At 46.0% G+C, this 14,046-nt stretch carries 12 protein-coding genes, 1 pseudogene and 1 other annotated feature; of the genes and pseudogenes, 4 read left to right on the top strand and 9 right to left on the bottom strand.

Annotated elements, in window-relative coordinates:
• On the bottom strand, nucleotides 1-233 hold a 233-nt coding region (locus tag BQ7367_RS09335), incomplete at its 3' end, for a DEAD/DEAH box helicase family protein (RefSeq protein WP_072525199.1).
• Between the two features lie 117 nt (nucleotides 234-350).
• On the opposite strand from BQ7367_RS09335, the gene BQ7367_RS09330 reads away from it, so the two are divergent.
• Both BQ7367_RS09330 and BQ7367_RS09325 read left to right on the top strand, forming a co-directional pair.
• On the top strand, nucleotides 351-683 hold the full coding sequence (locus tag BQ7367_RS09330; protein ID WP_072524275.1) for a transposase: 333 nt from the start codon (nucleotides 351-353) through the stop codon (nucleotides 681-683).
• On the top strand, nucleotides 680-1,588 hold the full coding sequence (locus tag BQ7367_RS09325; protein ID WP_072525198.1) for an IS3 family transposase: 909 nt from the start codon (nucleotides 680-682) through the stop codon (nucleotides 1,586-1,588). The genes BQ7367_RS09330 and BQ7367_RS09325 overlap by 4 nt, the downstream gene beginning before the upstream one ends.
• Nucleotides 1,589-1,633: 45 nt before the next feature.
• Here the strand turns inward: BQ7367_RS09325 and BQ7367_RS09320 are convergent, their stop codons facing one another.
• From BQ7367_RS09320 to leuS, 6 genes and pseudogenes are all read right to left on the bottom strand, one after another.
• Entirely contained in the window at nucleotides 1,634-2,092 is a 459-nt protein-coding gene (locus BQ7367_RS09320; RefSeq protein ID WP_072525197.1) for a PBECR4 domain-containing protein, read from the bottom strand.
• Nucleotides 2,093-2,716: 624 nt separating this feature from the next.
• Nucleotides 2,717-2,986: pseudogene (locus BQ7367_RS09315) on the bottom strand (DEAD/DEAH box helicase family protein); the annotation flags it as partial.
• Between the two features lie 28 nt (nucleotides 2,987-3,014).
• Nucleotides 3,015-4,526 carry an RNA-binding domain-containing protein gene (locus BQ7367_RS09310; protein WP_072525195.1) on the bottom strand — a complete coding sequence of 504 codons (1,512 nt, stop codon included), beginning with the start codon at nucleotides 4,524-4,526 and terminating at the stop codon, nucleotides 3,015-3,017.
• Between the two features lie 5 nt (nucleotides 4,527-4,531).
• On the bottom strand, nucleotides 4,532-5,218 hold the full coding sequence (locus tag BQ7367_RS09305) for a hypothetical protein (protein WP_072525194.1): 687 nt from the start codon (nucleotides 5,216-5,218) through the stop codon (nucleotides 4,532-4,534).
• Nucleotides 5,219-5,441: 223 nt separating this feature from the next.
• Complete coding sequence (locus tag BQ7367_RS09300; protein ID WP_268874784.1) at nucleotides 5,442-6,329, bottom strand: bacteriophage abortive infection AbiH family protein; 888 nt, start codon at nucleotides 6,327-6,329, stop codon at nucleotides 5,442-5,444.
• Between the two features lie 227 nt (nucleotides 6,330-6,556).
• Nucleotides 6,557-8,989: a leucine--tRNA ligase gene (gene leuS / locus BQ7367_RS09295; RefSeq protein WP_072525192.1), complete on the bottom strand. Its 2,433-nt coding sequence runs from the start codon at nucleotides 8,987-8,989 to the stop codon at nucleotides 6,557-6,559.
• Between the two features lie 111 nt (nucleotides 8,990-9,100).
• Nucleotides 9,101-9,372: a binding site (T-box leader), on the bottom strand.
• Between the two features lie 162 nt (nucleotides 9,373-9,534).
• Between leuS and BQ7367_RS09290 the strand changes: the two genes are divergently transcribed.
• Nucleotides 9,535-10,068, top strand: a complete 534-nt coding sequence (locus BQ7367_RS09290) for a sigma-70 family RNA polymerase sigma factor (RefSeq protein ID WP_072525191.1) — start codon at nucleotides 9,535-9,537, stop codon at nucleotides 10,066-10,068.
• Complete coding sequence (locus BQ7367_RS09285; RefSeq protein WP_072525190.1) at nucleotides 10,058-11,170, top strand: DUF4179 domain-containing protein; 1,113 nt, start codon at nucleotides 10,058-10,060, stop codon at nucleotides 11,168-11,170. The genes BQ7367_RS09290 and BQ7367_RS09285 overlap by 11 nt, the downstream gene beginning before the upstream one ends.
• 96 nt (nucleotides 11,171-11,266) lie before the next feature.
• Here the strand turns inward: BQ7367_RS09285 and ptsP are convergent, their stop codons facing one another.
• On the bottom strand, nucleotides 11,267-12,982 hold the full coding sequence (gene ptsP / locus BQ7367_RS09280; protein WP_072525189.1) for a phosphoenolpyruvate--protein phosphotransferase: 1,716 nt from the start codon (nucleotides 12,980-12,982) through the stop codon (nucleotides 11,267-11,269).
• Between the two features lie 12 nt (nucleotides 12,983-12,994).
• The gene (locus BQ7367_RS09275; protein ID WP_235837583.1) at nucleotides 12,995-14,038 is read right to left on the bottom strand and encodes a zinc-binding dehydrogenase; all 1,044 of its coding nucleotides are present in this window, start codon (nucleotides 14,036-14,038) and stop codon (nucleotides 12,995-12,997) included.
• Nucleotides 14,039-14,046 lie beyond the last annotated feature (8 nt).

The raw sequence follows: 14,046 nt of genomic DNA, 5'->3' as shown, positions 1-14,046 counted from the left end.
TCCTTGAATTCTCCGTACAACTGAGCGGCCAGTGTTTTATTATGGGCAATGACCAGTGTCGGTTTCTGCAACTGCTCGATCACGTTGGCCATCGTAAACGTCTTTCCAGAACCCGTAACCCCTAGTAAAGTCTGGCATTGATTGCCTTCCTTGAACCCTTTTACAAGCGCCTCGATTGCCTGCGGCTGATCACCTGTGGGCTGATACGGGGCCTTTAAAACGAATTTATCCATAGCAAAATCTCTCCTTTGTGACTTTTGATACGTTCAATATGGTGTGGTATAAAAAAAGTTGACAGCTTATTCTCAAGGATTTCATAATAAAACCAAGAGAATAAGGAGGTATTCAAAGTGGCACGTAAATATGACCATGAATACAAAGTACAGGCAGTGAAACTTGCCAAAGAAATCGGCGGCGCTAAGGCTGCTAAAGAATTAGGAATCCCTGAAGGAACCATCCATACATGGCTGAAAGCTGTAAGAGCTGGTAAGCTGGATGTTGGGGAAGGTTCCCATACCCCTGCCAGTGCAATGAGCCTGTCAGAAGAAATTACCATGCTGCGTAAGCGGGTGAAGGAGCAGGATAAAGAAATCCGCCGCCTGAAGGAAGAAAATGAATTTCTGGAGGAAGCCAGCGCTTTTTTCGCCGCCAGCCGTCGGAAGTCAGCAAAAACCAGAGAATGATCTTTCTCGCTTTGAAAACAGAGGACGGCAGGATTACCGGAAAAATTTCATTTTATTGCCGGATGCTTGGTATCAGCCGGCAGGGCTTCTATAAATATCTCGCAAACAAAGACCGTCCATGGAAGTACCAGGATCTGGCGGATGCCATGAAAGAAATCATCAGTGAGGATGAATGTAACGATACTTATGGACGGATCCGGATGTATCAGGCGCTGTTGCTGAAGCAGCCGGAGGGCGTACATATACCCAGTGAACGGACCGTATACCGGGTTATGGATCAGATCGGCCTGAGCCATCGGCCAAAGAGAAAGCCGAATGGACTTACAAAGGCAGACCGGGAAGCCATGAAATCGGATGATCTGTTGAAGCGGGATTTCCATTCAGATGCCCCATTAGAAAAATGTATTACAGATATCACGGAGATCCCGGCGCGCAATGGGAAACTGTATGTATCTGCGATTTTCGACTGCTTTGATCTTAGCGTCCTCGGTCTGTCAATGGGGACAAACATGAAAGCAGATCTGTGTATCCAAACACTGGAAAATGCCCTGACTGCATATCCCGCATTGGAAGGAGCGATCATCCACAGTGACCGTGGGACACAGTATGCCAGTGAGTCTTACCGCCAGACCATCCGGGAGCACCACATCCACCAAAGCATGAACAGTGCAGGAGGACGCTGCCATGATAATGCACGCTGTGAGAGTATGTGGGCCAGAATGAAGACAGAGCTCCTTTATAACCGCTATGACACAAGGCAGATGACGGTAGAGGAATTAAAGGCGCTCATTTGGAGATACTTCCTCAGCTACTGGAATAACCGGAGGATCTGCTCTGCCAATGGCGGGCTTCCTCCCATGATAAAACGCAGACAGTATTATGAGGATTTGGAACTGGTAGCATAGTCAGTGATATCCTTGAAATAAATGTGTCAACTAATCTTGACAATATCATAATGTTTTCGGTCTTGCTTTTTTAGATTCTGAAAATCCTAACGTACACATCCCATCAGCAGTTGCAAACGAACAGGAGACTTTGTTCTTTTTGAATTTTTCTTCCGTTTCTACTCCTGCTTTAAAGAGCTCCATCATATTCGGAAGAATTTGTATTTTCCTTCTCACAGTACCTTTTACCATTTTCTCATCTTGTCCGCTTTTGGCAAAGTCAAAATCAGATTCCTCCAGAACTCCTTGCAGGCATTTAAAATAAAATTCTTTCGGACTAAGAGTTGAATTAACCCCTGTTAAATGTTGAAAGTTATCTTCTCTCCCTGCCACGATATAAAAATCCTGTTCAACAAATGCTTCTGAGCAAATTAAGTATTCATAATCCACATAAACCTGTTTATATTGTATAGCCGCATTTATCATTTCCTCTCGAACACGTTCTTTAAAGCTTTTTTCAGACATTGTACTTTCCTTTCAAAGAAAAAAGGATGACCGCAGCCATCCTTTTTCTGATTTTTAGCAGTTTACTCTGTAATGGGAATGAGTTTTAGGTCTTCATCCCGACCGATGGAAACGGATTTAAAGTCGCCGTTCCGACTATAATACCCCACTTGGTAGGGAAACACCTTTTTGAATCGTCCACTAAGCAGGACCACTCTTCTTTGTACCTTTATTATACACAGCGTCTAATAAAAATGTCAAGCAGCAGTCCATACTTGTTTACATACCGAATTATTTATACCCCACACCATCGGCAAGTGGCAAAATAACTTGTTATACTTCTTGTACCCCGTCGTATAACAGACGGCAAGCATTTACTGCTATACATAGTACCGCAAAAACTCAAAAAAGTAAATCAGACTTTTTTTATTTCAATCGCTATACTATGTACTTGTATTATATTACGCAATTGTCAGTTCTATGCTACTGCAATCTCATTACGAATTCTTTCTGCAAAAAGTCACAAAATCATTTTGTCCGCCTGGTATCATCCAGTCCGTTTCGTCCTATTCCGTCCACAAAATCCGGACGAAACATCACGAAAAAGCACCAGATCCCCCCCCATTTCACGCCCTCGGCACACTAGGAGACAAAATACTCTACGGCGTTGTTCGGAAAAAATTCCTTGAACTCCCCGTAGAGCTGCGCAGCCAGTGTCTTGTTGTGTGCGATGATCAATGTCGGTTTATTTAATTGCTGGATGACATTCGCCATCGTGAAAGTTTTTCCGGAACCGGTGACGCCCAGAAGGGTCTGACACTGGTTGCCTTCTCGAAAGCCTTTGACCAGCTGCTCGATCGCCTCGGGCTGGTCGCCGGTGGGTTTATATTCAGATACTAATTCAAAATGATCCATAGTAAAAATATCCTCTATTTGCAAATGATTAATCCACTTTATTTACAATCCAATAGCCCTTTCTATTGGAACCTTTCCGTACTAGAAGACCTTCATTTTTCAATTCCTTAATATCCGTTTGAATCTGCTTTCTGGTTAATTCTAATTCTTCTGTAAGTTCTGTTTGGGTCATTGTTGGATTTTTCGACAAAAGTTCTAGTATTGCCTGTTTCCTTCCAGTCCCCTTTTTCAGCTCCTTTTCAGCTCCTTTTCGGCTCCTTTTTGGCTCTTTTTTCGGCTCCTCCTGAAATCGAAATTCCTCATGGATATAGAATCTGGAGATAAAATAACTTCTAGCCTCATCTGTCTCAAATTCCGGTTTTGGCGAACCATTTGCTTCTAAAGCATCTAATATTTTCTTAAATCCGGTATTTCTTCCCTCTGTCAAATGCAGTTCTTTCAAAAAATCACCAATTCTCCGATTTCTGTACCGACGGTTGGATACATGATATGACTTTAGTCCTTCCAACGTAACAGAACGATCTGGACCGGGAAAACTTACAATTTCTATTTTGTCATTTTCGACTCTCACTTCTATAGGCTCCCTTTCGTCATAGGCACGATGATATACAGCGTTAGAAAGAGCTTCCTCGATTGCAGCCAATGGATAGTTAAAAAATCGGTCCGCTTCCGGCCTGTCAGGATGCTTCACGACTTTCTCTGTAATAATTGTATTCCTTATATACTGCAATGCCTCTCTAAGCTGTTGATGAATTGGGCCTTTAAACGTTTGCTCAATAAAATTATTCCCTCCCAAACCTTCAGGAAACTGAACAATATCAATCTGAGTATAAGGGAAAAATTTATCAGGCTCCATATTAAAAAACATCAATCCGACATTCTTAGGCTTTGTGTATTCCGGAAGATTACAGATTATATTCATATCATTACATACTTCAATAAAGTCTCCTGTCTTAGACTTTTCATACAAAGAACTTTTTACTTCTTTTAAATAGTTTTGAATAAGTGTAATGTTCAAATCAGAAATATCTGCCTGATGATTCACACGATCATCGAAAGGAATCCTGTTAGCAAGATTAAATAAGTCTTTCTCTTCATCATCTGACGGCTCCACCGTATTCGACATTTTTCGGATATAATGAATCCGCTCTTTATTATCTTTCGCCATTGTTTTAGGAGAAGAATATGGTCTGCTGTCTCCTCCCGGACACCATAAAACAATAAACTTCTTGTTCTCATAATCCACCACTTCCGCTATTGGCATATATGCCGGTCTTATTAATTTACATTTTGCCAAAATGCTTTTCTGATAAGAATCTATTTTGTCTGCCGGGACTCCTTTAAGAGGGGTAACCGGACGCCCATTGTTTTCTTCCACTCCAATAACAATATATCCTCCGCCCCAGTTATCAAGATCATTGGCAAATGCACAGACTGTTTTTAGAGAAGCCTCCGCATCCCATGTTTCTTTGAATTCTATTCGTGCCCACTCAACAACATCTCCTGAGAGCAATGTCTTTATATTTGTTGGTATTGCCATTAATTTCACCCCTTTCTTGCTTGTTCCAAATAATATGTGGCCTCTTTATCGCAAAAGCATATCATCCTATTCAGAATATTATCTTTTGTATCTGCTGTTGCATACAGCAATGTAAAATTAGCAGGCAGGAATTTATCATTTCGAGTTTTCTTTTCTCTTTTATTATATATTTCAATATTTCCTAAGTCGCAGTCCACTATCAAACCCACTTTTCTATTTCCAATATCCATTTTTTCTATTTCTTCGATTGCTTTATTCCACACTGCCTGCTCCATCTCTGGCTTAAATGTATCATTTTCTGACGATATAATACGACTAATTTCTATCCTATATGTTTTAGCTTTTTCTACTTCTACTAATTTAGCTAATATCCCTATAGAATAATAAACATTATCTATTTTTTTCGTATTAGTATCAACCGCAAAGATTTCATCAAAATCTGATATACATCTTTCTATATCTAAACTCATTATATTGCTATTTCCAACACGAGAAATAATTTTATTTTTTTTATTACTTCGTTTTCTAGAACGAATAATCTCAATTTGATCCGGACTCATTACTTGTCCGTTTTCATAATATATTCTTAATACACCTTTTTTATAGTCCAATCGAGCATTCTGCCTTCTAGGAGAAGATAATTCTATTTTCAAACAAGTTTCTCGAGGAAAGGTAAACAGCTTTCTTTTCATTAATTATTATTTCCTTTCTATGATCAATATCGGCCACCATCAAAAATTCCATTCACCCATTTTCAGAACTGAACCGCTCGCAGAGGGCCAACCTTATTTCCCCACAACGATAATCGTTTTTAAATTATAATAACTTGTGTTATAGCTTTTCCCATATGAAGCAGTTATTCGAAATTTTCGAACAACCGGATTCTCTTCTGATTCTCCAGCAGCGAACATCTTTTCAGCCTTCATACTTCTTTTGAAGTTCATCCCAGAAGATCACTTCATATTTTCTGCTGTTTCCGAACAGTTCCTCCTCCGCTGCCTGGTACTGTCTTCTGCTCTCCTCGTCATAACAGACGATCCTCCACTCTCCTTCCCTGCCGATCAGCTCCAGGATCCTTCGGATATACGGCATATCGACATTATTCAGGGAATGTCCCAGCACATATACTTTCCGAATCCCGCCCAGAGTGCTTTTCGAAAAAAATCCTGCATGTTTTTCCATGATCTTCTGACAGTTCTTATAGGTTCCGTGAAAATATCTCTTCACATATCTCTCATTGACAAGATTGATCCCGAAATTATCCGACTGGATATCTCCACCGTTATAGTTACCATGCCCCATAATCAGTTTTTCCCTTTTCCTGCCATGAATATGGAGAACAGGCTTTCTGTAAAGTTTCTCTATGGTCAGCGTGTAATTAAAAGACAGGATCAGATTCTCTTTCTCTTCAAACAGGCGGGAAATCCACTGTCTGCTCTGAACACTGCTGATATCCCGATTCAGTTCTTTTATCCAGCCATGCAGATACTCATTTACATTCATCCCGAAATTCAGCAAATGCCGGATTTCTTCCGAAGCAGGGCCTTTATAGTCCTCAGACGTGTTCCAGTCCCGGTGTTCCTCCAGCAGTTCCAGAGGCTCAAAGCTGCCCAGTACATTCTCCATATCGCTCCAGATGATCTGATCCCGGCCTTTGCCGATCAGATCCCAGTAATCCAGAGAATATCGCCTGATCGAGTCATACAGCCATCCATATTCTTCTGGATAATGGCCTTTCATATACTCGATAAAATCCGTGTATCTGCTGGCCAGTCCGTGATACAAGTCAAATCCGTTTCCTATGATAAAAAGTTCCTGGACTATGCTTTCCCTGCCCCTCTTTCTTCCGGTCTCTTTCGCTATTATATCAGGATATAAAATAAAAGTACAGAGGAAAATCGAATGTTTGTTCTCCCCTTCCAGAAATAAACTACTCTGAAAAGAAAAACAGTGCAGACATTTTCTGCTGTCCGCACTGTTTTTCCTGATCTGTATTACATCCTTTTATATACGATACTGCCTGAAACGTATTATTTCATCACGATATTAATGATCTTCTTCGGCACGTAGATCTCTTTGATCACATTGCCGGTCAGCTTATCCGCAATTGCTTCTTTTCCTGCCGCAATCGCCTCGTCTTTTGAGGCCTCCGCAGAGATACTGACTACAGCTCTCGTCTTTCCATTGATCTGTACCGGGATCTGGATCTCGTCATCCTTCATGGCGCTCTCATCATAAGTGGGCCATCCTGCTTTAAAGACTGTCGCCGTATGTCCCAGCTGCTCCCACATTTCTTCCGCGAAATGGGGCGCGAAAGGCGAAATGAGCACTGCAATCGTCTCCAGAGTCTCTTTGTCTATACCGCCTTCCTTTTTCGCCAGATCAATGAACTTGTTGTTATACTCCATGAAACCGGAGATGACCGTGTTCAGGCTGAAGCTCTCCAGGCGGGTTGTGATATCATATACCATCCGGTTGCGCAGCTTGATCATCTCTTTCGTGGCTTTCACGTCCTGATCCTTGCTTTCCATGAGCAGGTTCCAGAGACGCTTCAGGAAACGGTTGACACCGTCAATCCCCCTGTCGTCCCACTCTGCGTCCAGTTCCGGCGGCCCCACAAAGAGCTCATACATTCTCAGAGAGTCACATCCGTAATCCCGCACAAGATCATCAGGAGAAACAACATTTCCTTTGGACTTGCTCATCTTGATCCCGTTCTTTCCGGTGATCATACCCTGATTGAACAGTTTGTGGAACGGCTCGTCAAAGTCAATAACCCCGATATCGCACAGGAATTTTGTATAGAATCTGGAGTACAGCAGATGGAGCACCGCATGCTCTACTCCTCCGATATACATGTCTACCGGAAGCATCTCGTCTGCTTTCTCCCGGGATACCAGTTCTTTATCGTTGTGATTGTCTACATAGCGCAGGAAATACCAGGAAGATCCCGCCCACTGAGGCATGGTATTGGTTTCCCTCTTTGCCGGCTTTCCACACACCGGACACTTGCAGTTCACCCAGTCGTCGATGGCGGCCAGAGGGGATTCACCGGTACCGGTAGGCTCATAAGACTCTACATCCGGCAGCCGCAGCGGAAGCTCATCCTCCGGCACAGGCACACAGCCACAGTCCGGGCAGTGCACGATCGGAATGGGTTCGCCCCAGTAACGCTGACGGGAAAATACCCAGTCCCTGAGCTTGTAGTTCACCGTCGCCCGGCCAATTCCCCGCTCCTCGATAATGTGGGGCGCTTCTTTCTTAAGGACAGCGGACTCCATACCGTTCCACTCCCCGGAATTGATCATGGTGCCTGCTGCCTCTGTATAGGCCTCCGTCATATTCTCGATCTCTTTTCCATCCTTCGCGATAACCTGGACGATAGGAATATCAAACTTTTTCGCGAACTCAAAGTCTCGGTCATCATGCGCGGGAACACACATAATCGCTCCGGTCCCGTAATCTGCCAGTACATAGTCAGACAGCCAGATCGGAGTCTTTGCTCCATTCAGCGGGTTGATCGCATAACTTCCGGTAAACACTCCGGTCTTTTCTTTATCCTGCATCCGGTCCACATTGGATTTCATGGAAGCTTCGTAAATATATTTCTCCACTGCTTCCTTTGTCTCTTCCGTGGCGAGTGACGCCGCCAGCTTATGTTCCGGCGCGAGGACCATAAAGGTCGCTCCATAGAGAGTATCCGGCCTTGTGGTATAGACTGTAATCTTCTCGTCTCTTCCTTCTACCGGGAAATCCACCTCGGCACCATAAGATTTTCCGATCCAGTCTGTCTGCATCTTCTTGACCTTCTCCGGCCAGTCCAGCTTATCCAAGTCGTTCAGCAGACGGTCCGCGTACTTTGTGATGCGCAGCATCCACTGGCGCAGATTCTTCTTCGTCACTTCCGCGCCGCAGCGCTCGCATTTCCCGTTGACAACTTCCTCGTTTGCAAGACCGGTCTTACAGGACGGGCACCAGTTGATCGGGAACTCCTTCTCATAGGCCAGCCCGGCTTTAAACATCTTTACAAAAATCCACTGGGTCCATTTATAAAAATCCGGATCTGTCGTATTGACCTCCATATCCCAGTCGTAAAGCGCCGCGATATCATTGATCTGCTTCTTGATGTTGGCTACATTTTCCGCTGTGGATTTTGCCGGATGTACGCCCATCTTGATAGCATAATTTTCCGCCGGCAGACCGAACGCGTCCCATCCCATCGGATGAATGATATAATATCCCTGCTGAAGCTTATAACGGCTCCAGACATCAGAGATCACATATCCCCTCCAGTGACCTACATGAAGACCGTTTCCTGACGGATACGGAAACATGTCGAGGCAATAGTATTTCTGCTTCTTGTTTCCATTGTCATCCAGGCGCGGATTGACCGGATTCTCCTCCCATCTCTCACGCCATTTCTTTTCAATCGCCCGGTGATTGTACACGATTTTTGTTCCCATTGTAATGGTTCCTCTCTTTCTTTGCTCATACTCAGCGCACCTGCCTTTCGCCGGAATATTTCCCGGCTGTCGGGCCTGCGCATAAAGAAAAGCCTTTCCTCCCTGTAAAACTTAAGAGACGAAAAGGCTTTATTTCCGTGGTACCACTCTTGTTCACCTGACCCGGAGTATTTTCGGAAGTCAGATGCACTCATTCATTCTGTAACGGGAATTCCCGCCCTCACCTACTGTGTCCGGACCGCCGGCGCTTTATAACCGAAACGGATATCCGCTTTTCAATGAGAGAACTCCAAGGCCAGTTCAGAGCTTACGCTGCTGCCTCACACCACCCGGCAGTTCTCTTGAAACGATACACTCTTACTATTCCTTCTCTTCGCTTTTCCAATATACCCATTTATTATAGGAAGGATATGAAAATTAGTCAAGGGAATTTTTCTCTTCTTTCCCTCAGATAAATTTCACACTTTTTGTAACCCTGGCTTTACTTTTCAAGTCTAATCCATGTAAGCTGAAGGGGCGCCCCTTTTTGTGAAAGGAGAAAAACAATGGATACAAATGAAAAGCTTAAACTGGCCAGAAAAGCGGTCCGGGGAAATCCCGATGCCTATGGCCGGCTGGTCGGCTTTTATCAGGAATATCTCTACAAGATGGCTTTCCTGTATATGAAAAATGAGCAGGATGCCCTTGATCTTGTAGGCTCTACGATACTGAAAGGATATCAGAATATCCGCAAACTGAAGAAACCGGAATGGTTTAAGACCTGGCTGACCAGGATCCTGATCAACACTGCAAAAGACGAACTTAAAAAGGTCGTATACTATGATGATATTGACGAAAACATGCCATCTGACCGGTATCAGGCCGTATCCTTTGAAGAACACATGGATCTGAATTCCGCGATCCAGCAGCTCCCGGACAGGTACCGTCTGGTCATTGTGCTGAAATATTTCAGTGAACTGTCGGTACGCGAGATTTCCTACATTATGAACGCGCCGGAGGGCACTGTAAAAGCATACTTAAGCCGTGCCCGCGATGAACTCAGGAAAATATTAAAGGAGGATTATTTCTATGAAAGTTGAATTTCATGATATTTCTGTACCCACTGATAAACTGAACGCAGTTGTCTCGGAAAACCTTGCAGTTATTAAAAAGCTTCACAAAAAAACTCTGTTCCGGCGGGTAATCGGCGGGTGTGCCGCCGCTGCCGCCTCCATCGCTGTCCTGGTTGGCGTCTGCGCCATGAATCCCGTTCTGGCGGAAAAGTTCTCCTGGCTGGGGAAAATTTTCGGCCTTGTACAGGAGGAACAGATCTATCCGGGTGATTATTCCGAACACAGCGATCCCGTGCCCGGGACATCCGTCAGCGAGTCTGACGGCGTCACCATCACGCTCTCGGAATTTGTCTGCACCACGGAGTCCCTGAATGTCTCCGTTCTGATCGAATCAGAAGAGCCCTTCGATGAAGACTTCAAGTACAGTGTTCTCCGGCAGTTTGAAGGAGTTCCTCCCTATCTCATGTTAGTGGCGGAGCAGAGCGCAGACTTTGCCGACCAGCCTCTTGACAGCGAATGGGCTCCCTATATCGACGTCCGGGGCGATTTCCTGGATGACAACACTTTTGCCGGAGCGCTGCGCATTGACTTTAACCTTTATCCCTACGCTATGTATACCATTCCTGATACCTTCACATGGAACCTGAAAGTAACCGGCATTATCTGCCCGGACAAAACCGGCAATACCACCGGTAATCTGGAAATTTCGGGAGAATGGAATTTCTCCTGCCAGATCACAAGACAGCAGGATCTGGAGAGCAGAACAATCGAAGTCAATCAGTACGCGCCAAACGGAACGGGCATCTCGACTGTCACTGTGACTCCCTATGAGGTAGCCGTAGAATATATTTACGATGAAACTATGATCCAGCCCGGCTATGAAGAAAGCGCAGACACTCTCCAGTCTGTCATGCTGGACGGCTCGGGAAAACAGATCCAGGACAAAGTCGGGTTATTCCCGGCGGACGGCTATGACCTGTCGAAGATCACGGTCTATTACGTACCCACACCCACGGAGGAAAGCTGGATGGTGATACAGGAAAAACTGATCGATGAAAGCTTTGCCCCGCAGCTCCAGGCCTATCTGGAAGATATCGCCGTCAGCAAGATCGAGATCCCTCTCCAGTAGGATCATGTTCCCGGAGATGCTGTAAGATGCTGAATTCTGCATAACAGCAGGACAGCCGGAACCGCAGATGTGGCTCCGGCTGTCCTGTATTTTTCTTTAACATTGTTTTCTCAGATAATCTTCCACCTGTCCCGCAGTATCATATTCAAATGCCTGCCCGGCGATTTCCCAGGCCTCCCGCGTCGTGATATGCCGGATCCTGTATTTGATCCTGCCGATCATCGCGGGCACCATGCTCAGTTTGTCGATCCCGAGATAAAGCCACACCGGGAGCATCTTCTCATCAGACGCCGACTCACCGCAGATTCCCACCGGGATCCCGGCTTTGCGGGCATTATCCGCAACGATCTTGATCGCCCGCATTACCGACAGGCTGCAGATGTTATATAAATACTGCACTTGTTCATTCATGCGGTCCGCCGCCGTAATATACTGGATCAGATCATTCGTCCCGATACTGAAGAAATCTGCTTCCGCCGCCAGCTTATCGCTCAGCAGGACAGCCGCCGGCGTCTCGATCATAATGCCAGTTCTGACAGAAGCGTCAAAATCGATCCCCTCATCACGCAGCTCTTTCATACATTCATATGTAATCCGCCTGGCCGTTCTGAGCTCTTCCAGATTTACGATCATGGGAAACATGATCGACAGCCTGCCATATGCCGACGCCCGCAGGATCGCTCTCAGCTGAGTCCTGAAAACTTTCTGTCTGTCCAGACAGATCCGGATCGCCCGGTATCCCAGAAACGGATTGTCTTCTTTCGGGAGTCCCATATAATCCACTTTTTTATCCCCGCCTATATCCAGCGTACGGATGACTACTTCTTTTCCCCGGGCGTTTTCAGCCAGTTTCCTATAGATTTCAAACTGCTTTTCTTCGGTCGGGTAATCGGACTCGGCCATATAAAGGAACTCTGTCCGGAATAGTCCGATCCCGTCGCAGAACTCCAGATCCGCCGTCTCCGTATCAGCGACTGCGCCGGCATTGATGCAGATCTTTATCGCATGTCCGTCGGGAGTCTCGGCCGTCTGTTTCGCCGCCTCCGCAAACAGCCTCCTCTGTTCTGCATCGGACTCCCTCTGCTTTTCATAGAGGTCCCGAATGTCCGGATCCGGTTCGATCACGATTTCTCCTTTTGTGCCGTCAATATAGACCGGCCGGTCCGGCTGCGCCGCTTCCATAAGCCCTGCGGCGCCCACGACAGCAGGTATCCCCAGGGTTTTCGCGAGGATCACCGTATGGGATGTCTGTCCTCCCTTTACCGTGGCGATCCCCTTCAGAAAGGTTTTGTCCAGCCTGACCGTATCTGCAGGTGACAGATCTTCCGCCGCAATGATAAAGTCTTCCCGGATGTTCTCCGCCTCTTCCCGTCCGGACCCGGACCCAAGCATTTTCTTCACCAGGGCATTACACACATTTTCAATGTCGTCTCCTCTGTCTTTCATATAGGGATCGTCCATGGCATGAAAAAGTTCTGCCGCCGCCTTTTTTTCTTCTTCGATCACGTATTCGATATTGATCATTTCTTCTCTGACACGTCTGACCGGCTTCTGAAAAAAGATATCGTCATTTACCATTTCTTTATATGCAAGAAATATCTTTGCAGAATCTTCTCCGATCTCTTCCCGGGATTTTTCATATAATCCATCCAGTTCTGCCCGGTACTGCTCTCTCGCAGATTCCAGTTTTTCGATCTCATTGTCAGCGTTGTCAATACTCCTGCGCTCAATTGAGTATTCCTCGGGCTTCAGAATGACGCACCGTCCAAGGGCCGTTCCCGGAGCTCCGCTCAGGCCGTTTATTTTCTTCATCTTTGTTCCTTTCTACGCATCGCACCGGATCTCATTTTTGACAACCTGTCCTCCGGCATGTGATATGAGAGCCTCTTCCGCCTGTTCCAGCGAAAAACTTTCACTGATAAAGATTTCCTCCGGGATTTCCCCGCGGCATATCATATCAAAAGCCTCACTGACTGCTCTGGGAACCGTATGGAAAATCCCCTTGACAGTAAGCTGCGAATAATGAAGCCGGTCGCAGTCAAACGTCACGGTACTTCCTCCTTTGCATCCCCCAAACTGCATGACAGTCCCGCCTTTTCTCGCCATATTCATATTCATTTCCCAGACTCTGGGGATTCCTGTACAGTCAATGACAATATCTGCTCCTCTTCCATAAGGAGTGACGCCTCTGACTGCCTGCACCTGGTCATCAATTTCATCGATGTTGATACAGACATCCGCCCCCAGCTTTCTGGCACATTCCAGCCGGAACGGGATACTGTCGCAGACGATCACATACGCGCCCCGGAGCTTTGCCGTTTTCACCTGCATCAGCCCCAGGGGGCCTGCCCCGTTGATGGCGACTACATCCATCAGCTTCAGACCACTTTCTTCGATATTGTAAACCGCGCACGCCAGAGGCTCCACGATTGCTGCCAGCCTGTAAGAAATATCAGGCGGAATGATAAAACTGTTCTGTTTTACGATAGGGGCCGGGATCCGCCGGTATTGTGCCCACGCTCCGGACGCCCGGACCAGATCGTCGCAGAGACTCGGCTGCCCCTGCTTACACCAGTAACATTCATTGCAGGGCGCCGTATTGTGTGTCACTACGCTGTCTCCGGGCTTGAACCTGGTAACACCCTCGCCGACCTCATAGACGACCCCGGCTGCCTCATGCCCGAATATCTCCGCTTCTCCGGCCCTGTCCCTCCGATATCCCCTTTTATAACGCTTCAGATCTGTACCGCATGTTGTCGCGCTGATATTTTTTATGATGATTTCCCCGGGACCGGCCTTGGGTCTTGGCACTTCCTCTACTTTCAGTATTCCGGGGCCATAATACATCACAGCTCTCATTGTCTGCATAGTTACCT

This window comes from Clostridium sp. Marseille-P3244, from assembly GCF_900120155.1.
GTDB lineage: Bacteria > Bacillota > Clostridia > Lachnospirales > Lachnospiraceae > Mediterraneibacter.
The sequence above is the reverse complement of the archived record's forward strand: the minus strand, read 5'-3'. Positions and strand labels throughout refer to the sequence as shown.